This is a genomic window from Actinoplanes lobatus (assembly GCF_014205215.1).
Classification (GTDB): domain Bacteria; phylum Actinomycetota; class Actinomycetes; order Mycobacteriales; family Micromonosporaceae; genus Actinoplanes; species Actinoplanes lobatus.
Map to the genome: position 1 here is coordinate 7,907,648 of NZ_JACHNC010000001.1, position 19,148 is coordinate 7,926,795.

A 19,148-nucleotide genomic window follows, 5' to 3' on the forward strand; every position below is an offset into this window, starting at 1 on the left:
TCGGTGAGCATACGCGCGCGCGGTGGCGCTCACCGGCGAACATTCCGGTCCGGCCGCGGCCCGGCGGTGGGCGAAAGGCACCGATTCCATGATCGGGAACCCATTGTTCACCTATTGGCCATCGACCATTCCGCGCACGTCGATCTCGTTACATCGCATGGTGAGATCGTTGCCTTGCTTCACAGCTCCGTGAGGCAGCACCAACGACACTCGGCACCACAAGCGACAAGCACCCCACCCCACAGTTCGTCCATTTCAGAGCCGCTGCGGTGGCCGCCGGCCCACTCCTGATCACGCTGTCGACCTGGGCCGGCTCCCGCCGGAACCGTGCAATATCCAGTTAATTCCATGCATGGGCGCTGAACGGAGCATGACGAAGGGTAAACGCCATGAGTACGCCGACGTTTGAGGTAAGCACCGAACCCGACGGAACGGTCGTGATCCGGCCGCAGGGTGAGATCGCGGCGGCCCACGCCACGCAGCTCCGGCAGGTTCTGGTGCACACCGTCCGCAAGGTCCGGCCACCTCGGCTCGTCCTCGACCTCACCGCCGTATCCAGGGTGGACGCGCTCAACGTGGGCGCGGTTTCCGCCGCCTGTGCTCTCGGCGAGGATCATCATGTCGCCGTGTACGTGCACAACCCGTCCAGGCACATCGCCGCCAGGCTCTTCGCCGCCGGGGTACCAGCCCAGCAGCTCCGGCAGGCGAGAACTCCGGCCTGAACGGCGAGAATGGGCGCCCGGCGAATTCACAGCACAGGTGGTTCATTCCACCGGGCTGTTTCATGTCGACACCCCGGCCGTACGGTGATCGCCGGGTTCTGAAAGGATTGAACATAGACCGATATGCGCCGTTGCGCCGCCCCGCCTACCCGAGCGTGTCAGACGACGTCGCGCTCGGCGTGAAACTGAATCCGGAAAAGGGGCGCCGGCGGAGCACTGACGCACCAGCGGGCCGGGAGGCTGCCATGCGCGAGGGATTCCACACCCAACTGTCGCGGGTCAATGGCACGCTTGTCACGATGGCCAAGGTCGTGCGGGAGGCGATGAGGCAGGCGAGCGGCGCCCTGCTGACCGCGGATCACACGGCGGCTCAGCAGGTGACGGTCCGTGATGCCGAGATCGACGTGCTCTACCGCGTCGTCGAGGACCGAGTCTTCGGCCTGGCCGCCTGCCGGCCGCCGGTCGCCGGTGACCTGCGGATGGTCCTGAACATGTTGCAGGTGGCCGCCGACCTGCAGCGCATGGGTGATCTGGCCGCGCATGTGGCCCGGGTCGCGCTGCGCCGGCATCCGGTGCCCGCGGTCGTGCCGGAGCTGGCCGATCTGTTCCGGGCGATGAGCGCGGTGGCCGACGAGCTGGCTGCCAAGATCGTGTCGGCGCTGGCCGACCACGACGCGGTCCAGGCCGCCCAACTCGACCGCGACGACGACGCCATGGACGACCTGCACCGGAAACTGTTCACCGTCATGCTCAGCCCGCAGTGGCCGCTCGGCGTGGAAGCGGCCATCGACGGCGCCCTGCTGGGCCGGTATTTCGAGCGATACGCCGACCACGCCGTCAACATCGGACATCACGTGGTGGTTCTCGCGACCGCGACAGACCGGCTGAGTTCCGCGGCGGGCGCGAGCGGGCCTTCCTGATCCGCTCGCGCCCGGTCGGCTATTCGGCGAGGGCCGCGGCCTTGAGTTCGGCGGCCTTGGCCAGGTCCTGCTCGGTGACCGCGTCCAGGGAGCCGAAGGCCGAGACGGCCTGATAGTAGGTCCAGGCCAGGCTGTAGCAGGCGGGCCGGACGACCGCCGCGTAGGTGGCGCATTTGCGCTTGAGGTCCGCGTAGAACATCGAGTCCACCCGGCTCTTGTTGGCGGCGAAGATTCCCATGGCCTTGTGGTTGCGGTAGCCGAAGTCGTGCCGCCAGCAGGAGAGTTTGAAGTCGAAGCCCAGGGGGTTGTCCGGGCTGGCGGAGCAGTAGTCGGTGCTCCAGTCGAAGGCGTACGCCGCCCATGCGCCCTGGTTCTGGCGGGCGGCGTTCCAGCTGTTGTAGCTGGTGACGCTGGTTTGTGTGAACGACGAGAGGACGGCCAGCTTCTCGGCGGTGGTCACGGCGAACGCCGGTCCGGCCGGGCCGAGAACGGTCAGGGCGGCGAGCGCCGCGGCGAGCAGCAGTCGGAGAGCGGTACGGCGGGTACGCGTCGGGGCAGTGGATGTGGACATCCGGGGCTCCTGTCGAACGGCCCGTCCGGTGGAGGCGGGCTGCCGGTGGGCGACCGAGCGACCGTGGGGTTACTCACGAGTCACTCGAACGTTGGTTAAGCTTCGGTGTCCTACGTGGCCCCTACGCCATCGTTACATGGCAATTTTTGAATCTATGGGGAAACGTACAATCCCCGGCGGCTACCGGTTGAACGTCTGGTCGAGGAAGGCGTACGCCGGGGTCAGCTGGGTTCGCATGAAGGCCGGGTCCTCGTGGTGGGCGCCCGGCAGGACGTTCAGGGCGGCCTGCCCGCCGGCCGCGGTGAGGGCCTGGTGGAGGCGCCGGGACGACTCGACCGGGACGATGCAGTCGGCGGTGCCGTGGGCGATCAGGAACGGCGGCAGCGGGCGGCCGGGCTTGACGTAGGCGTACGGAAGCCGGTCCGGTCCGATCGTGCCGGGGAGGTTGGCGGCGTCGGTGGGGCCGAACCAGTCGATCACGGCCTGCACGGTGGCCGGCACGGCGGGGTCGGCCAGCGCCGGGTCGTCGAACTCGGTCGTCAGGCCGCCGGTCACGCCGAGCATGACGACGGTGTAGCCACCTGCGGAGTTGCCCCAGACCGCGAACTTCTGCGGATCCAGGTGGTATTTCGCGGCGTTGGCCCGCAGGAAGCGGACGGCTGCCTTTGCGTCCTTCACGGCCGCGACCGGGTCCTGCTCGAGGCGGTAGTCGATGGCGGCCACCGCGTACCCCTTGGCGTTGAGGTCCGGCACGTCGGGCGTCTGGATCTGGGTGTTCACTCCGCACCGCGTCGGCTGGGGTGGCGGCGGCGCGGACGGGTCGTAACCCTGGGCGATGACACTCTTCGTGCCGGCGCGCCACCCGCCGCCGTGCACCCAGACGACCAGTGGCGCGGGTTCCGCGGCCGGCGGCGGAAGGTACAGGTCGAGCTTCTCCTCAGGGGACGCGGCGGCGTAGGCCACGTCGTAGATCGTGGAGGCCGCGGGCGCCGACGGCGACGCCGACCCGGCGGTGCGGGGCGCGGAGGCCGTGCATCCGGCGAGCACGGCGGCGGTGGCGGCAGCCAGCAAGGCCCGGCCGGACAGCCTCATGTCGACACGGTAGTGCGGTCCATATCGATGCGACAACCGTCGGCGCCGGTGGTGCAGCCGGGTCCCGTCCCGTGCGATGTCCGGCGACAGGACCCGGCTGGCCGAAGTTGCTAGTAATAGTCAATTCCGTAGGAGGTGAGCCCTACCAGAGCCACATCAACGTTGGTGAAGAAGAAGTTGTCGGCACAAGCGTTTCCCGAAGGGTAGCGGATGTTGCATCCCGTTTCCGTGGAGTTCTGGATGGCCTGCAGGATTCCTACAGCCCATGCGCGGCCCTCGGTATGGAGAGAGATGACCGGTCCACCACTGTCGCCCGACGCAGCGATTATCGCCGAACTGCCACTGGTCACGTAGTTTATCTTGATTGCACTCCCGTAGCCGTCGTCCCAGTTCAAAGCGATCTGCCTGATGGTCCCGCAGCGCTCCCCCGAGTTACCTCCTTCCTGGCATACCGGCGTGCCGACCGTGTTCAGATTGGGATCCCGCTGAGTCAGCAGGCGCGTTGTCGTCGGATTCCCGACATAAGAGCCGTTGAACACGTATTCCGAGCCCTTGCCACTGAAGACAGCAGCACCGTTTGTGCCGGTTCCCGCCTGCACAATGGAGCCGTAGCTGTAGGTTCCGGTTTCTGTTTTGTAGGGAGTGGCGGTGCAGTGGCGGGCGGAGAGGAATCGGTAAACCGATGCCCCGTACACGACACCGAAGCCATTGGTGCATATCTTTCCACCGGTGCCGACCATCAAGCCGCCCGCATAGAACGGCGGGCCGTCATCATACTTTCCGCCGGCCGGCCGCATGTCGGCATAGGTTATCGAAACCGGGACGCTCGCGGCGCTCTGCAGCGATTGCGCAACATCTGGCTGGAGCTTCGACGCGGACGGCTTCCCGTTGACAGTCATTTTGAGGCCGTCGAAGTCCGCCGAGAACCCGCCGTAGGCCTGGACGTCGATTCCATTCTTCCGGTAGGTCGGAAGGTTGGCGGCCACCTCGGCTTCGGCCGCGTCGAGCTGCGCTCTACTCGTCTTCCTCAGCGCGATGACCAGGCCAAGACCACGGTCGCTGGCGGGTTGGGCGATATCGTCCAGAACGGATGCCTGGGGGTCGCCCGACCAGTACACAATCAACGACCTGGTGCCCGTCTGGAATCCGAAGTCGACCAGGTCGGGAGTGTCTCCGAGCACATCACCGACCGCCGACCTCAGATTCGACAGTTGATCCACGACCTTGGAAAGCGACTCCACGTAGGAACGGTTGCCATGCAGGCGCGACAGGTCGACTCCGGCATTGACATCGGGGGTGCCGCCAGGATCCACCGATATTGCCGGCTTGGCAGAGGCGTCGAAGGCAAACGCCTCCGGCGGAGACGCCCCGATGATGAGAAGAAACGAGAATGCAGCTGGCACAATGGAACGCTTCATCGAGCTCCTTGCGTCGAAGACTTGATCATGCGGAGAGCGTGCATCGTAACGCGTAAATATCCGAATTTTTCTATGGAGTGTGACGCAGGTCACCGTCAGTTCGTGCGGGTGTAAACATCGAGCCTTTTCATCCTCGGTAGGTCGGGCTCCCGACCGGGGATTCCGGACCAACCCCTTCGCCTGCCCTCAAGGCCACGCTTCGCGTGCGAGGCTTGGCGGTGTGGCCGCATGGCCGGCGCGGGCGGTGTGCCCGTGGATTGTTCGGGAGGTAGTGCGGTGGAGTTCACGCGGCTGGGCCGGACCGGGCTGAGGGTGAGCCGTATCGGGCTGGGGTGCATGAGCTACGGCCGGGCCGCGGCCGGCATGCATCAGTGGACCCTGGATGAGGATGCCGCGGCGCCGTTCTTCCGGCAGGCCGTCGAGCTGGGTGTGACGTTCTGGGATACCGCGAACGTCTACCAGGGCGGCACCTCGGAGGAGTTCGTCGGGCGGGCGATCAGCCGGTTCGCGCGGCGGGAGGAGATCGTGCTGGCGACCAAGGTCAGCGGGAAGATGCACGACGGCCCGGGTGGCAGCGGCCTGTCCCGCAAGGCCGTCCTGGAGCAGGCCGACGCCTCGCTGCGCCGGCTGGGCACCGACTACATCGACGTCTACTACATCCACCGGTTCGACCCGCAGACCCCGGTCGAGGAGACCATGCGGGCCCTCGACGACCTGGTCAGAGCCGGCAAGGTGCGCTATCTCGGCGCGTCGTCCATGTGGGCCTGGCAGTTCGCGAAGGCACAGCACGCCGCGGTGGTGAACGGTTGGACGACATTCTCGGCGATGCAGGACCAGTACAACGTGCTCAAGCGCGAGGACGAGCGCGACATGATCCCGATGTGCCTTGACCAGGGGGTCGGTCTGACTCCGTACTCGCCGTTGGCCAAGGGCCGGGCGACGCGGCCGTGGGGTCAGCAGACGGCCCGCTCGTCGTCGGACGCCGTGGCCAGGGCGTTCGACCGCGACGTCGACGAGCCGGTGGTGAACGCGATCCAGAAGGTCGCCGAGGCACGCGGCGTCGCGATGGCACAGGTGGCGCTGGCGTGGGTGCTGTCCAAGCCGGTCGTGTCCTGTCCGATCGTCGGGGCCACCAGGCCGCATCATCTGCGGGACGCCGTCGCCGCTCTCGAGCTGCGCCTGACCGAGCAGGAGATCGCCGAGCTGGAGGCCCCTTACCTGCCGCAGGACAACTACTGGTGGTGATCCGCTGCCTTTCGCTGAAGCCAGCCGGCTGCCTGCGGGATCGCGGCGGTCACGGTGGCGGGGGCGGTGATGGCGGCCCACCAGGCGAGCTTGGGTTCCCGGTAGGAGCCCGGCGGTCGGTGCTCGCCTTCGACCTCCCCGCAGGGGCAACCAAGATCATCTCTATGATGCGCGCATGGAAGACGCGGGGCAGCTCACCTTTCAAACCCGACCGGACCCGAAGCTGGCGGAGGCGCTGCTACGGCACAACCTGTTTCCGATCGTCGCCGGGCTCGCGGCCGTCACGCTGGCCATCGCCGCACTGCTGTACCAGGCCGGCAATCCGGATGGCTGGGGGCTGTCCCTCCTCGTCAGCGGTGTCGTCGGGCCGCTGTACATGCTGTTCGCGATACCGCGGCAGGTCGTGAGGCGGGAAGCCCACAAGATCGGTGGGCCGGCCACTGTCCGGATCGACGCCGTGGGTCTGCACACCACCGACGGTTCATCGACGGACACCCTGCCCTGGTCGGCGATCAAGACGGTACGCCGGACGCGCGGCCAGGTCCTGCTGTTGCACAGAGGGTTCTCCGGCGCCAAGCGCCGGATGTCCGGCATCCCGACCGCTGACCTGACCCCGGCCGAACAGGCCCGGCTGCTGGCAGTCCTGCATTCGCGCGGCGCGGCGCTCACGAAAGCACCCACCCTTTGAGCGGTCTGCCCGCCGTCAGCGTGGATCTTCCACGGTTGCACGTTGCCGCGGTCCATGGCGGACGCTACGTCAGTCGCATCAGTCCGGCATGGGTTGCCTGGGAGCGGCATTTGTCGAGATAGAAGTGTTCGAGGTGTGGTTCGTAGTCAACGTGCAGCCATTCGCATCCGGCGGCACGGACCTCCTCAGCCGCGGCGCCGACCAGAGCGGACAACGACTCGCGACAAGCGATCCCCAGCCTCCAAGATCAACGAATACCGCAGCGTACGAATACTGCACCTACACCGGCTCACCATGCAGAGTTGCAGTAGCTCCGCTACGGACCGGCTGAGGTTCAGCGAGACCGTATGATCTTGATCATGGGGATCACGGGTGCTCCGCGGCTGGTCCGGCTGTCGTCGATTCTGCTCGGCGTGCTGGCGGTGACCGGTCTGTTTCTCATCATCATCGCGGTGGTGGAACTGCGGTGGTGGGGCACCTCCGCGCCGGAGAAGCTGACGGCGATCTTCGCTGACGTCGCCGATCAGGACGGGCCGGAGCCACCGCCGATGCTGCGCGGTCACGGCGGTGCGATCGAGCTGCTCGTGATGGGTGCGGTCGGCGTGGCATGTGGTGTTCTCGCGCCGCTTGTTCTGCGCGGCCGTCGTTGGGCTCGCACCACGATTCTGGTCACCACCGCGACTCTGACCCTGTGGGGCATCTTCTCCGTCGGCGCCGACGGCAGCGTCCTGACCGGATTCCCCGACTATCTCGACGAGCTGGCCGGCGGAAGCTTCGCCGCCCGCATTCCCGAGATTCAGGCGCTGCTCTACCCCGACTGGTATTCGTGGACGGAAGACATCGCCCAAGGCCTCCTCCTGGCCATGTCGCTGACCTGCCTGGCGGTTCTCGCTTGGGCCGTCATCCGGCACGGCGACTATTTCACGACCAAGAAGGGGGATCAGGCCGGGCCGGATGTGTGGCAGGAGACGCTCAGCCGCATCCACCAGAAGGGCACGGGACGATAAGCCGAGGTTCCGTGACGAATCGTCGGGTGAATGTGCGATGCGTTGTTCCACGAGGTCCGGCCTCATCTTGGCGCTTCCGATAGCGCTGCCCCACCACACACCGAGCGCGGCCCTTGACGACCGGGACGGTGCTGATCTTGGCACTCACGTACCCTGCCGGGTGTGGCATGTCGCGGGATGTTCTTTGCGCTGACGGAGGACCAGGAGGCGGCACTGATGGCGACGCGCGACGACGCCGAGGTGCGGGCGTTCGTCGAAGAGGTCGAGATGGGCGACTGGGACGGCGTACCTCTGGATTGCGAGACGGACAAGGCCTGGGATGCCATCCATCGGTGCCTGAGCGACGGCACCCTGGGCTGTGGCAGGCGCCTGTCGCCGTTGGACATGGCGGTTCTCGGCGGCGGCCATCACCACGAAGGCGATGAGTACGTCGTGGCGCACCTGCGCGCCGGCGAGGCGGCTCAGGTCGCCGACGCCCTCAAGACGGTGGACCAGTCCTGGATGCGTCAGCGCTATGACCGCATCGACCCCGGGGACTACCAGGGCGTACTCGGCGATGAGGACTTCGACTACACCTGGTACTGGTTCACCCGAGTACGCGATTTCTACCGGGAAGCCGCGGCCGCGAACCGTGCGGTCATCTTCACGGTCGATCAGTAACGCCGGAGTCGCTCCCGGCGAGGGGTACGATCGCGGGCGGCGCTGCCCGTGCGCCATATCTCCTGACCGGCGATCCACGCCGCCGGCGACGCGGGGGGCGAAGGTGGCCTTCATGCCATCGCGGGGCGTAGTCGATGCCGTCCATGTCCAGCCGCAGTAGCCGGACGGGGCCGCGGCGAGCCGACGTGGGGCGGTGCCGCTGCCGCCGTCCAGGACAGGACAGGACGTGACCGAACAGCGCCGACTCAAGAAGCTGGTGCGCGAGCGTATGGCGCGTACCGGGGAGTCGTACACCACCGCCCGCCGCCATGTGGTCATGCTTGGCCGGTCGTTCGCCCTGCGGCTGGTAGACACGCGGCGGGGCCGGACGGCGCAGTACTCGGTCGGAACGCATCCGGCCGAGGATTTCGACCAGCAGGTCGCGCAGCAGCCAGGCGATGTGTGGAACCTCGTACCCGGCGTCGAACATCACGGCGCAGTCTCAACGGCGTTTGGTGTGACAGATGGGTCCGATTGGTCCGTGCCGCCGGTCGCTGCCTGCGCAGCCCGCTCGATCTTCGCCCGATGTGTCGCGCGGGCCGCCGTGTCGATCGGCTCCTCGTACTCGGCCATCACCCCGGTCCGGCCGTCGAGCTGCTCACGCAGGATATCCGCGTGGCCGGCATGCCGGGTGGTGTCCTGCAGGACATGGACCATCATGTTGAACAGCCTCACCTCGGGGCTCGGCCACCACGGCACGTGGCCCAAGGCGTCAAGGGGAAGGTCCCTGATCGTCGCGTCGGCATGGTCCCCAGCGCGCTGGTAGAAACCGATAACCTGCTCGCGAGTCTCATCCGGCGTGACCCACAGATCGCTTCCGTCCGCATCCTGCCAGCGTGGCAGCGGCACCGGGAACGGGCGGGCGAAAATCTCGCCGAGATACCTGGCCTCCCAGGTCGCCATATGTTTGACCAGGCCGAGGAGGTTGGTCCCGGTCACCGTCAAGGGACGCCGGATGTCGTACTCGGACAGACCATCGAGCTTCCAGACCAGCGCCTCACGGGTCACTTTGAGCTGGCGGTGCAGGTAGTCCTTCGCGAAGTCATCGATCACGGGACACGAGCTTGCCAGGCGGCAACAAGAAGAGCCGCCCCGAACCTCGCGGACATGAATCCAGCGACGATCTTGCGGTGCCGAAACGTTGATGCTTGCGTGGTTGGCGCGACCGCCGAGGTCCACCGAGTCCCCCGGCGTGGTCAGCCACGTGACGGAGGTGGAACCGCAGCCCCGGGCTCTCCCGGCGTCCGACCTCGAAGCGATCTTCGGTGTGCTCGTCACCGTGCATGGCTCGCTGTTCGCTGATGATCTCCCGCCGGACTTGGTGCGGCGTCTGCTCAGCCGGCTCACCCGGCACGGGCCGCTGCCCGACGGTGCCTCGGTAGGTGAGCTGAACGCACTGCTGGCCGACCTTTGCCAGCGCATGCACTGGGCGATGTCAGAGGATTACGGCGACTGTCCAGAGCCGATGCCACGCAAAACCAGCTACTACCTCGACGTCCCGGACGAGGAGGCCGAAGCCTGCATGGCGGCACTGGTCGAGTTCGGCGGTGAGGTGAGCCGCCACCGGACCGATAGACGCCGCATGGTCAGCTCGTGGCGCCGTCTATGGTGGCGGGGTGTTTGGTCGGTGGGCCCCGCAGCTGGGCATCCTGTGGGATCTCATCATCGCGACGGTGGTGGCGACCGTCGCCGTGCAGTACCGCGGCCACTCGATAGGGGACGCGGTCATCGGGGTCAGCATGGCGGCGGCCCTCATTTTCCGGCGCTACGCGCCGGTGCGGGTCTTCGCGGTGGTCACGGTCCTCGCCTCGGTGCAGGTGCTGGTGGCTTCGGCGGTTCCGGCGGCGTACGACGTGGCGCTGCTCGTGGCGATGCTGGCGGTGGTGACCCACTCGCGTGACCAGCGGGCGGTGCACCTGTCCGGTGTGGTGGTCGCGTTCGGTGTGGTCGTCGTCGCGCTGGTGCGGATCGACGACTCGTGGTCGGGTTCCGTGTTCGACTACCCGTACCTGGCCGAGCATGTCGCGGCCCTGGCCGGCTGCGGCGCGCTGTGGCTGTTCGCCTACGTGTTGCGGACGAACCGGGAGCGCGGTGTGGTGCTGGCCGAGCGGGCGGCGACCGCGGAGCGGGAACGCGACCATCTGGCCCGGCTGGCCGCCGCGGACGAGCGGGCGTTCATCGCCCGGGAACTGCACGACGTGGTGGCGCACAGCCTCGCGGTGATGATCGCGCAGACCGACGGGGCGCGCTATGTGATCGACACGGACACCGAGCGGGCGCGCGAGGCGATGCGCACGGTCGCGGACACCGGCCGGGAGGCCCTGGACGACATGCACCGGATCGTGGCGGTGCTGCGCGGAGCCGGTGGCGAGGAGGAGGATCCGGAGGACCGTCGGCGGAGAGGTCTCGGGCAGCTCGGCACGGTGGTGGAGCGGGCGCGGTCGGCGGGCCTCGATGTGGAGACGCGGTTCGACGGTGACGTCGGGAGGCTGTCCGCGGCCGACGAGCTGACCGTGTTCCGGATCGTGCAGGAGTCGCTGACGAACGTGTTGCGGCACGCCGGGACGGGCACGCGGGTGGTGGTGACGTTGTCCGTGGATCGGGGCCGTGCGGTGCTGGAGGTCGGCGACGACGGCGCGCCGGGGTCGATGACCAGCGGCGGCGGCAACGGTCTGCTCGGGATGCGCGAGCGGGTGGCGGTGCACGGCGGCGAGTTCTCCGCGGGGCCGGGTACGGACGGCGGTTGGCTGGTCCGTGCCATGATCCCGGTCAGGGAGGCGGCATGAGCATTCGGGTCCTGATCGTCGACGACCAGGCGTTGGTACGGGCCGGGTTCGCGATGGTGCTGTCCGCGCAGGCCGACATGGAGGTGGTGGGCGAGGCCGGTGACGGCGCCGAGGCTCTCGCGTTGCTCGTCCGGGTGCCGGCGGACGTGGTGGTGATGGACATCCGGATGCCGGTGATGGACGGGGTGGAGGCGACGCGGCGGATCTGCGCCGGACCGGACGGGCCGCGTGTGCTGGTGCTGACCACGTTCGACACCGACGAGGACGCGTTCGCCGCATTGCAGGCCGGGGCGAGCGGGTTCCTGCTGAAGAACGCGCCGCCGGAGCAGCTGCTCGCGGCGATCCGGGTTGTCGCGGCGGGTGAGTCGGTGGTGGCGCCACGGGTGACCCGGGCGCTGCTGGACCGGTTCGCGGGTCAGCTGACCCTGCCGGGGCGCGCCGACGAACGGCTGGCCATGCTGACCGAACGGGAACGCGAGGTCCTGGAGCTGGTCGCGGCCGGGCTGTCGAACGCGGAGATCGCCGGCCGGCTTTTCGTCGCGGAGGGCACGGTGAAGACTCATTTCGGGCGAATATTGGCGAAACTGCAACTTCGTGACCGGGTGCAGGCCGTGGTGTTCGCGTATGAGATCGGCCTGGTCAAGCCGGGCGTGTAATACCTGAGTCGTACACCGGGCCCCGCCGGATCAGATCTGGCGTCAATGCGCCGGGCCCGCCCCACGCCACAGAATGGCGGCCGTGAACAGCAAACACATCACCTTCGGAATCCTGACCGCGATCATCCTGGCCGGTGTCGGCTTCGGCGTGAACTACCTGTGGGACAAGCGATTCGGCCCGACGGCCGCGTCCGGCGCCGACTGCGCCCTCGCCCAGGAGCTGATCGACAAGGCGCAGACGCCGCCCGCCGACGCCACCGAGGCCGAGAGCTGGGAGCAGCAGATCCGGCAGGTCCGCTACACACGGTTCGAGAACGACGGGATCAGCACCGAGGTCGGCCGCTACGTGTACTGGTCGCGGGTCAAAGCGACCGGTGCCGCCGAGCGGCCGCGGGCCGGTGAACTCGACGAGATCACCGAGCTGGCCGTCGGCCACTGTGCGGACAGCGGTGTGGACCTGCGCATTCCGAAGCTCGCCTTCTGATGGCCGCCGTCACCGCCACCGGCCTGGTCAAGGTCTACGGCACCGGCGACCGTGCGGTCCGTGCCCTCGACGGGGTGTCGGCCACCTTCACCCGCGGCCGGTTCACCGCGATCATGGGGCCGTCCGGCTCCGGCAAGTCGACCTTCATGCACTGCCTTGCCGGGCTCGACACCGTCACCAGCGGCCGGATCACGATCGGCGACACCGAACTCACCGGCCTGTCGGACAAGGCACTGACCGCCGTACGCCGGGACCAGATCGGGTTCGTCTTTCAGGCGTTCAACCTTCTGCCACAGCTCACCGCTCGGCAGAACATCACTCTCCCGGCCGAGCTGGCCGGCCGGGCCGTGGACCGTGACCTGTTCGACCATGTCGTCGGCGTCCTCGGCATCGGTGACCGGCTCGGGCACCGCCCCTCCGAGCTGTCCGGCGGCCAGCAACAGCGCGTCGCCCTGGCCCGGGCCTTGAGCACCCGGCCGGACGTCATCTTCGCCGACGAGCCGACCGGCAACCTCGACTCGCGGTCCGGGGCCGAGGTGCTCGGCTTCCTGCGCGACTCGGTGCACCGGCTCGGCCAGACCGTCGTCATGGTCACCCACGACCCCGACGCCGCCGGATACGCCGACCGGGTGCTGACGCTCGCCGACGGCCGCATCGTGAAGGACACCTCTCTCCAGGACATCGTCCGATGACCGCGAGCGTCCTACGTACTCAGCTCAGCGGGGTGTCGCGCCGTCCCGGGCGGCTGTTGACGACCGGGCTGTCGGTGCTGGTGGCAGCGTTCGTGGTGTTCGGCACGGTGCTCGCGTACGTGATCGTCACGCGGACCACGCTCGACACGTTCAGCGAGACGCCGGAAGCCGTCAGCCTGGTGGTGTACGCGGCCGGCGGCGAGTCGCTGACTCCGGGGCAGGTCGCCGAGGTTCGTGGCACGGCCGGGGTACGGCAGGCGGTGGGCCGGGTGACGGCGACGTTCACGGTCGGCGACGCCTCGTCCGGCAACGAACTGGAGCTGATCGCCGACCCGGGCTCCGGGCCCCTGTCGCGGATCACGCTGCTCTCCGGCGGCTACCCGCGCGGCGACCGGGAGATCGCGATGGACCGGCGGGCCGCCGCACGGCTCGGCACGACCGTGGGCGGCACGCTACGGCTGCACACCGGAGACCGCAGCGGAAAGCCCGTGACGGTGACCGTGACGGGTGTGGTCGACGGGCCGCGGGACACCGCCGAGCGGGCGTACGCACACGACGAGGCCGTCGCGAGGATCAGCGGGAACCCGGGGTTCCCGCGGGTCGACGTGCTTGCCGCGGACGGCGCGGACGTGCCGTCGATGATGAACGGGTGGTCCGAGCGGCTGCTGGACGATCCTCGGGCGTACGTCAGCGTCACCACCGGCGAGGCCATGCGGGTCCGGGAGGCGCACGACGCCGTACGCCAGCTCGATCAGATCTTCGCCCTGGTGGCGATGTTCGTAGCGATCGCGGTGGTGGCCACGGCACTGGTGGCCACGTCGACGTTCCGGATCGTGTTCGCGCAGCGTCTGCGGCAGTTGGCGCTGCTGCGCACGATTGGCGCCCAGCGCAATCAGCTGATCCTGGCACTGGCCGTCGAGGGCGCTGTGACGGGCCTGGTCACCGGGGCGGTCGGCGTCGTTCTCGCCCAGCTCGCGGGGCTGGCCGCCCCTGCGGTGGCCGCGGCTTCCGGCCGTACGCTGACCGGTCCTGGTGTGCCGCTTGCCGCGGCCGTCGCGGTGGTGGCCGGCGCCGGACTGCTGACCGCGGGCGCCGTTCTCGCCCCGGCCTTCGCCGCGGCCGGTGTCGCCCCGCTGCAGGCCCTGCGAGCCGCGAGCACGCTGGCCGCCGAACGGGGTGTCGCCGCGCCACGGCTGGTGGCGGGCCTGCTGCTGGTCGCGGCGACTGCCGGCCTGGGGTGGCGGACCGCCGGCCGGATGGGTTCGTCCGACGCGCTGTTACATCTCGTCGGTGTCGGCGCGCTCGGGTTCGGTGCGCTGATCGTACTCGGGCCGGTGTTGATCCGACCGATCCTGGCGGTTGCCGGGTGGCCGCTGCGGCGGCTCGGCGCAACGGGCAACCTCGCGGTCAGCGGCATCGGGGGTACGCCCCGGCGCGCCGCGGCGGTGTCGGTGGTGGTGGCGCTGGGTGTGACCATGCTGGCCGGCACCGTCGTCGGGATCAGCAGTCTGCGGTTGTGGACGGACCGGGAGATGGCCGCCCGTACCCCGGCCGACCTCGCCATGTTCGCCGAGTCACCGGACGGGTTGGACAAGGCGATGGCGGGCGTGCGCGCCGACCCGCGGTTCCGGGACGTCACCCCGTTCCGGATGGCGGACTTCACCGCGCCTTCCGGGAATTTCTCGCACGGCGCCATCGCGATCGACATGGCGGCGATGCCGGCTCTGCGGAGACTGGAGGCGGCCAGCGGAGACATCGCGGCGCTCGGCCCGGGGACGGTGATCCTGTCGGCGGTCGCCGCCTCCGACTTCGGCGCCCGGGTCGGTGACGTGGTGACGCTGCGATCGGACGGTGCGGCCCGCGTCGAGGTGGTGGCGATCCTGACCGGGGAGGCGCCGCTGCGGATGGGAGCGGTGCTGACCAGCGCGGACCTGGATGCCCTCGGCGACTCGTCGGCCGGTTTCCTCGCCGACGTCGCCACCGGGACCCGGAACGAGGCCCTGGCCGAGTTCCGGCGCCTGAGCGGCCCGGCCGGCGCGGAGGTGGCGGTGCTCGCCGACGAACGAGACAAGGCCGACGGCGAGGTGTCGTCGCTGTTCGCGGCGGCGCTGGGCCTACTCGGACTGACCGTGCTGATCGCCGTGGTCGGTGTCGGCACCACGACCGGGTTGTCGGTGCTGGAGCGCACCCAGGAGTTCGGGCTGGCCCGGGCGCTCGGTCTGACCAGGGCCCGGCTGCGGATGATGGTCGGGTTGGAGGCCGGACTGTACGGCCTGATCGGGGCGGTCCTCGGCGTCGTGCTGGGCGTGCCGATGGCCTGGCTCACCCTGGAGTCGCTGCGCCTGGACCTGCCGCTGACGTTCCCGGCCGGTTGGCTCGTCACGATCGTGGCGGCGATCGCCGGAATCACCGTGCTGGCGGGACTGCTGCCGGCCCGGCGGGCGGCGAGGGTCAGCCCGGTGGCGGCCCTGGCGATCGACTGACCGTCCCGAGGCCCGGGACGGTTGAGACTCGATCAGCGCCCTCGTCGCCGTCAAGGACTCATCGTCGGATATCGAGTGTCACTGCCGAGAGCGGGCAGCTCATACACGCCAGCACGGTCCCGTCCGGCTCGGTCTGGGTGACGTCGCCGACGGTCAGGTGGACGGTGCAGGAGCCACAGCCGCCGGCCGTACACGAGTACGGCATCGGCAGCCCGGCGGCGAGCCCCGCGTCCAGCAGCGTCTGCCCGGGCGCCACCACCGTCGTCCCGGCGAGACGCCCGTTCTCGGTCACGGTCAGCTGCTGCGGCTCGGTCGTCACGGTGTCCGGGCGGCGGTGGAAGCGCTCACTGTGCACCCGCCCGGCGGGGACGCCCAGCCCGGACAGGACGGACCGGACGGTGTCCGTCAGGGCCTCGGGCCCGCACACGTAGTAGTGGGCGTCCGGGCCCGGCTCCAGCCCGGTGACCCAGTGGCGGATGCCGTCGGCGCCGATCCGGCCGTTCCGGCGGGTCAGCACGTGGGTGACCGACAGCCGATCCGGGTGATCCCCGGCGAGCCGGTCGAGTTCGGCCCCGAAGATGATCTCCGTCTCGTCGCGGCTGCTGTAGAGCAGGGCGATCCGGCCGCCGTCCGGGCCGGCGAGCCGGGTGCGGATCATGCTCATCATCGGGGTGACGCCGCTGCCCGCCGCGACCAGCACGATCTCGGCTGGGGACCGCGGGTGGAACGTGCCGGACGGGCCGCGCACGGCCAGACGGTCTCCGGCGCGCAGCTTTCGGTGTACGTGTGTGGAGAACGCCCCGCCGTCGATGCGTTTGACGGTCACCTCCAACCGGGTCGCCCCGGGTGCCGAGGAGGCCGAGTAGGCGCGGCGCACCGGGCGGCCGTCCACCTCGGCGACAAGGGTGAAGAACTGGCCCGGCCGGAAGTCGAACGGGTGGCCGTCCTCCAGCACGACGGTGACCACGCTCGGTGTCTCCCGGCGGACCTCGGTGACCCGTACCTCCCGTAGCGCGCCGTCGGCGTACCCCTCTTTGCGCAGCCCGGAGCGGTACGCGCGGTTCATCACCCGCCGCAGCAGCCGGCCCAGCCCCGGGATCGCCCGGACGGCGGTAAGCACGAACCGGGGTGCCGTGTTGGCCGCGAGGTGCTCCCCCGCCAGCATCATCAGGTCCGGCGCCTCACCCGGGCGCACGTGCGCGGCGGGCGACCACAGTCGGGCGTCGACCACCGCGGAGCCGGTGGTCAGTGCGGCGTGTTCGACGTCGACGAGCAGGGCCGCGTGCGGTGGCGAACCGCGCAACTCCAGGGTGTGCAGCAGCGCCGGGTCGGTGGTGACGGCTCCCCGGCCACGCAGGTGCAGCACGTCGGCGCGGCCCGGCACCAGCGCCGCCAGCGAGAACCGGTCGTCGTACAGAAGGTTGTGCAGGGCGTCGGCGCGTCTGTTGCCCTTGCGATCGGCGATGAGAAGCGTACGGTCGTCGAGGATCCGTGCCACCGGGCCCTGATCGCCGCGCGGGCTGGTGTCGCTGCCGCGGTCGCCGGCCCAGGTGGACAGCGCGAGGAACGGAGCGGCGGCGAGGAAGGCGGCTACGCCGGGGCGGCTCAGCGGGCCGTCGCCGGAGACCTCGGGAACCGGCTCGGCCGGGCCTGGCGTTTGCCACAGGCGGGACCGCAAGACGGCCTGCGCGCAGTGCACGAACGCTTCCTCGACGCCGATGACGACACCGTCGGCGGCGTCGGCGGTCACCGAGCCGTTGACGCGCAGGACTTCGCCGACACCCGGGAGCAGGAAGAACAGCGAGACCGGCCCACATGCCGCCGGCGGAACGGTGAACGTGATCCGGGTGGGTGACAGCATGCGCGCGAACCCGGGCCGGCCGCCGACGAACGTCGTCGTGCTCGTCCCGTCGGCGTCGCGGTAGCCGAACGCGGCGATCGGGCTGCGCGCCAGCACCGCCCGGCAGCCCTCGTCGAGCGCGCTGATCTGTTTCATCAGCACCGGCGCGGGAGGCCGGCCGATGAGCGCCTCGACCTCGTCGACGGTGGTCAGTGTTCTCGCATCTTCCCAGTTCATTGCACTATTGTGAGCAATAGCTCAGCTATTCTGGTACTCGCTTTCTGTCGCCTGGGAAGGTGTCGATATGCCGTCGGCCGACCGCCGTCTTCAACCACGTCGCAAGCCTCGCCAGGTCCGCGCCGAACTGACCCGCGAGCGCATCCTGACCGCGGCTGCTCACGTTTTCACCGAGTACGGGTACGCCGCCGGCACCACCAACCGCATCGCCGAGCAGGCCCGCATCTCGATCGGCTCGCTGTACCAGTACTTCCCGAACAAGGACGCGATCCTCGCCCAGCTGCTGATCCGCCACATCGACCGCGGCACGTGGGCCGAGGCGGACCGGCTGGACCTCTCCCCGGGCACCCTCCGGGAAACGGTCCAAGCCCTGGTCCGCGACGCGATCGACAGTCACAGTGAGGATCCGCAGCTGCTGCGCATCATGATCGAGGAGGCGCCGCTGTCCCAGGACCTCCTCGACGCCGTCGATCGGCACGGCCGGATCCGTACCGCCCAGATCCGCGACCTGCTCTCCCGGCACCCGGACGTCCGCGTCGGCGACGTCGGCACGGCCGCCGACCTGATCCTGTTCACCATCGAGATGAACACGCACAAACTGATGGCCGCCCCCGGCTCGGTACCGGTCGAGACCTTCGCCACCGAACTGGTCGACATGGTCACCCGCTACCTGCGCGGCGACTGAAACCTACGGGTTTCCTGTCGGCCGTGCATGCCTCGGTGGTGGGCCAGCGTCGCATGGTGAAGGCGGAGGGGGTGACACCCATGACGCGATGGAACTCGGCGGTCATGTGTGACTGGTCGTAATAACCCGCTGTGGTGGACACCTCGGGCAGCTTCTGCTGGATACGGGTGAGCACGGCCCGAACGCGGTCGAGGCGCACGAACTGGCTGGGCGTCAGGCCGGTTCCATCGGCGAACACCGTGCGAAGATGTCGCTCGCTCACATTCAGGCGCCGGGCGACGCGATGGACGGATTCGCGTGGCACACCGTCGCCGATGGACAACAGCGCCGTCGCCTCGGCGACGATGTGCCGGCGTAGAGCGGCGCGGTCGCTGTGCGCCGACGGGGCATCCGGTAACGCCGCGGTCAGCGCTCTCAGTCGGGCCGCGTGCGACTGCGAGGCGACCTGCGAACCGCCGGCGGCGATCGCTTGGACGAACGTTCTCAGCGACGTGCTGTCAAGATCGGCAGCGGCAACAGCCCGGTCGGCAAGCTCGCGCAAGGGAAGGCCGAGAAAGTCGACAGCCCGTCCTGGCAGGAAACGCAGTTGTAGACAGTCCCGGCCGGGCTGCCCGAGACGGTACCGGGCTTGTGTTCGGGGACCCATGATCACGATGTCATGCGGGTCGTCGGAGCCCACCCGCCAGGTCAGTGTGACGGCATGGTCGGGCTGTTCCAGTACGGCCGGGGCATCGTGGATGACAGGTTGCGCTCCTACGGTGGCACCGGAGAACCATGGCCGAAGCAGGTTGGCCACCTCCGGGGTGATCAGTTTGTCGCGCCGCACAGTTCAGCACCGTACTTCGTGGTGCAGGACAACATCGGGTGCCCGCGTCGGACTGTGCCGAAAGTTCCTAGGCCTGGCCGCGGCTGTCCTGCAACGG

General features: G+C 69.1%; 18 protein-coding genes and 1 pseudogene. 12 read left to right on the plus strand and 7 right to left on the minus strand.

The annotated features are described in order from the left end of the window. Positions 1-389 precede the first annotated feature (389 nt). Together BJ964_RS36320 and BJ964_RS36325 are read left to right on the plus strand one after the other, a co-directional pair. On the plus strand, positions 390-722 hold the full coding sequence (locus tag BJ964_RS36320) for an STAS domain-containing protein (protein WP_188124872.1): 333 nt from the start codon (positions 390-392) through the stop codon (positions 720-722). A 299-nt stretch (positions 723-1,021) separates the two neighbouring features. Further along, positions 1,022-1,642 carry a phosphate signaling complex PhoU family protein gene (locus tag BJ964_RS36325; RefSeq protein WP_407650820.1) on the plus strand — a complete coding sequence of 207 codons (621 nt, stop codon included), beginning with the start codon at positions 1,022-1,024 and terminating at the stop codon, positions 1,640-1,642. A 19-nt stretch (positions 1,643-1,661) separates the two neighbouring features. Here BJ964_RS36325 and BJ964_RS36330 read toward each other — a convergent pair whose 3' ends face one another. The 3 genes from BJ964_RS36330 to BJ964_RS36340 form a co-directional block, all read right to left on the minus strand. Further along, a complete protein-coding gene (locus BJ964_RS36330; protein ID WP_188124874.1) occupies positions 1,662-2,213 on the minus strand; it encodes a phospholipase in 552 nt (183 codons plus the stop codon). 180 nt (positions 2,214-2,393) lie between these two features. Next, a complete protein-coding gene (locus BJ964_RS36335) occupies positions 2,394-3,305 on the minus strand; it encodes an alpha/beta hydrolase (protein WP_188124875.1) in 912 nt (303 codons plus the stop codon). A gap of 110 nt (positions 3,306-3,415) precedes the next feature. Then, positions 3,416-4,723, minus strand: a complete 1,308-nt coding sequence (locus BJ964_RS36340; RefSeq protein WP_188124876.1) for a chymotrypsin family serine protease — start codon at positions 4,721-4,723, stop codon at positions 3,416-3,418. Between the two features lie 276 nt (positions 4,724-4,999). Here BJ964_RS36340 and BJ964_RS36345 point away from each other — a divergent pair, with 276 nt between their 5' ends. The 4 genes from BJ964_RS36345 to BJ964_RS36360 all read left to right on the plus strand — a co-directional run bounded on the left by BJ964_RS36345 (position 5,000) and on the right by BJ964_RS36360 (position 8,323). Continuing rightward, positions 5,000-5,968 (plus strand): aldo/keto reductase, encoded by a 969-nt coding sequence (locus tag BJ964_RS36345; protein ID WP_188124877.1) that lies wholly within the window; start codon positions 5,000-5,002, stop codon positions 5,966-5,968. A 175-nt stretch (positions 5,969-6,143) separates the two neighbouring features. Next, on the plus strand, positions 6,144-6,656 hold the full coding sequence (locus BJ964_RS36350; RefSeq protein WP_188124878.1) for a YcxB family protein: 513 nt from the start codon (positions 6,144-6,146) through the stop codon (positions 6,654-6,656). A 359-nt stretch (positions 6,657-7,015) separates the two neighbouring features. Next, positions 7,016-7,663, plus strand: a complete 648-nt coding sequence (locus tag BJ964_RS36355; protein WP_188124879.1) for a hypothetical protein — start codon at positions 7,016-7,018, stop codon at positions 7,661-7,663. Between the two features lie 177 nt (positions 7,664-7,840). Then, a complete protein-coding gene (locus tag BJ964_RS36360; RefSeq protein ID WP_188124880.1) occupies positions 7,841-8,323 on the plus strand; it encodes a YfbM family protein in 483 nt (160 codons plus the stop codon). Between the two features lie 315 nt (positions 8,324-8,638). Here BJ964_RS36360 and BJ964_RS49325 read toward each other — a convergent pair. Both BJ964_RS49325 and BJ964_RS36365 read right to left on the minus strand, forming a co-directional pair. Continuing rightward, positions 8,639-8,789 (minus strand): annotated as a pseudogene (locus BJ964_RS49325) (transposase); the annotation flags it as partial. Positions 8,790-8,791: 2 nt separating this feature from the next. Further along, complete coding sequence (locus BJ964_RS36365; RefSeq protein WP_188124881.1) at positions 8,792-9,415, minus strand: DinB family protein; 624 nt, start codon at positions 9,413-9,415, stop codon at positions 8,792-8,794. A gap of 563 nt (positions 9,416-9,978) precedes the next feature. On the opposite strand from BJ964_RS36365, the gene BJ964_RS36370 reads away from it, so the two are divergent. From BJ964_RS36370 to BJ964_RS36390, 5 genes are all read left to right on the plus strand, one after another. Further along, positions 9,979-11,148 carry a sensor histidine kinase gene (locus BJ964_RS36370; RefSeq protein ID WP_188124882.1) on the plus strand — a complete coding sequence of 390 codons (1,170 nt, stop codon included), beginning with the start codon at positions 9,979-9,981 and terminating at the stop codon, positions 11,146-11,148. Continuing rightward, positions 11,145-11,804 carry a response regulator gene (locus BJ964_RS36375; protein ID WP_188124883.1) on the plus strand — a complete coding sequence of 220 codons (660 nt, stop codon included), beginning with the start codon at positions 11,145-11,147 and terminating at the stop codon, positions 11,802-11,804. Before BJ964_RS36370 ends, BJ964_RS36375 begins: the two co-directional genes overlap by 4 nt. 82 nt (positions 11,805-11,886) lie before the next feature. After that, positions 11,887-12,288 carry a hypothetical protein gene (locus BJ964_RS36380; RefSeq protein ID WP_188124884.1) on the plus strand — a complete coding sequence of 134 codons (402 nt, stop codon included), beginning with the start codon at positions 11,887-11,889 and terminating at the stop codon, positions 12,286-12,288. After that, entirely contained in the window at positions 12,288-12,980 is a 693-nt protein-coding gene (locus tag BJ964_RS36385; protein ID WP_188124885.1) for an ABC transporter ATP-binding protein, read from the plus strand. The genes BJ964_RS36380 and BJ964_RS36385 overlap by 1 nt, the downstream gene beginning before the upstream one ends. Beyond that, entirely contained in the window at positions 12,977-15,463 is a 2,487-nt protein-coding gene (locus BJ964_RS36390; RefSeq protein ID WP_188124886.1) for an ABC transporter permease, read from the plus strand. Before BJ964_RS36385 ends, BJ964_RS36390 begins: the two co-directional genes overlap by 4 nt. A gap of 58 nt (positions 15,464-15,521) precedes the next feature. On the opposite strand, the gene BJ964_RS36395 is transcribed toward BJ964_RS36390, so the two are convergent. Further along, the gene (locus BJ964_RS36395; protein ID WP_188124887.1) at positions 15,522-17,540 is read right to left on the minus strand and encodes a 2Fe-2S iron-sulfur cluster-binding protein; all 2,019 of its coding nucleotides are present in this window, start codon (positions 17,538-17,540) and stop codon (positions 15,522-15,524) included. A 67-nt stretch (positions 17,541-17,607) separates the two neighbouring features. Here BJ964_RS36395 and BJ964_RS36400 point away from each other — a divergent pair, with 67 nt between their 5' ends. Continuing rightward, positions 17,608-18,225: a TetR/AcrR family transcriptional regulator gene (locus tag BJ964_RS36400; protein ID WP_188124888.1), complete on the plus strand. Its 618-nt coding sequence runs from the start codon at positions 17,608-17,610 to the stop codon at positions 18,223-18,225. On the opposite strand, the gene BJ964_RS36405 is transcribed toward BJ964_RS36400, so the two are convergent. After that, positions 18,200-19,051 (minus strand): helix-turn-helix transcriptional regulator, encoded by an 852-nt coding sequence (locus tag BJ964_RS36405; RefSeq protein ID WP_188124889.1) that lies wholly within the window; start codon positions 19,049-19,051, stop codon positions 18,200-18,202. The two genes, BJ964_RS36400 and BJ964_RS36405, sit on opposite strands and share 26 nt — an antisense overlap. Positions 19,052-19,148 lie beyond the last annotated feature (97 nt).

Bases quoted from the DNA above. Each gene is read 5' to 3' on its own strand.
- BJ964_RS36320 (WP_188124872.1), top strand. From the start codon at position 390: ATGAGTACGCCGACGTTTGAGGTAAGCACCGAACCCGACGGAACGGTC.
- BJ964_RS36325 (WP_407650820.1), top strand. From the start codon at position 1,022: ATGGCCAAGGTCGTGCGGGAGGCGATGAGGCAGGCGAGCGGCGCCCTG.
- BJ964_RS36330 (WP_188124874.1), bottom strand. From the start codon at position 2,213: ATGTCCACATCCACTGCCCCGACGCGTACCCGCCGTACCGCTCTCCGA.
- BJ964_RS36335 (WP_188124875.1), bottom strand. From the start codon at position 3,305: ATGAGGCTGTCCGGCCGGGCCTTGCTGGCTGCCGCCACCGCCGCCGTG.
- BJ964_RS36340 (WP_188124876.1), bottom strand. From the start codon at position 4,723: ATGAAGCGTTCCATTGTGCCAGCTGCATTCTCGTTTCTTCTCATCATC.
- BJ964_RS36350 (WP_188124878.1), top strand. From the start codon at position 6,144: ATGGAAGACGCGGGGCAGCTCACCTTTCAAACCCGACCGGACCCGAAG.
- BJ964_RS36355 (WP_188124879.1), top strand. From the start codon at position 7,016: ATGGGGATCACGGGTGCTCCGCGGCTGGTCCGGCTGTCGTCGATTCTG.
- BJ964_RS36360 (WP_188124880.1), top strand. From the start codon at position 7,841: ATGTTCTTTGCGCTGACGGAGGACCAGGAGGCGGCACTGATGGCGACG.
- BJ964_RS36375 (WP_188124883.1), top strand. From the start codon at position 11,145: ATGAGCATTCGGGTCCTGATCGTCGACGACCAGGCGTTGGTACGGGCC.
- BJ964_RS36385 (WP_188124885.1), top strand. From the start codon at position 12,288: ATGGCCGCCGTCACCGCCACCGGCCTGGTCAAGGTCTACGGCACCGGC.
- BJ964_RS36390 (WP_188124886.1), top strand. From the start codon at position 12,977: ATGACCGCGAGCGTCCTACGTACTCAGCTCAGCGGGGTGTCGCGCCGT.
- BJ964_RS36395 (WP_188124887.1), bottom strand. From the start codon at position 17,540: ATGAACTGGGAAGATGCGAGAACACTGACCACCGTCGACGAGGTCGAG.
- BJ964_RS36400 (WP_188124888.1), top strand. From the start codon at position 17,608: ATGCCGTCGGCCGACCGCCGTCTTCAACCACGTCGCAAGCCTCGCCAG.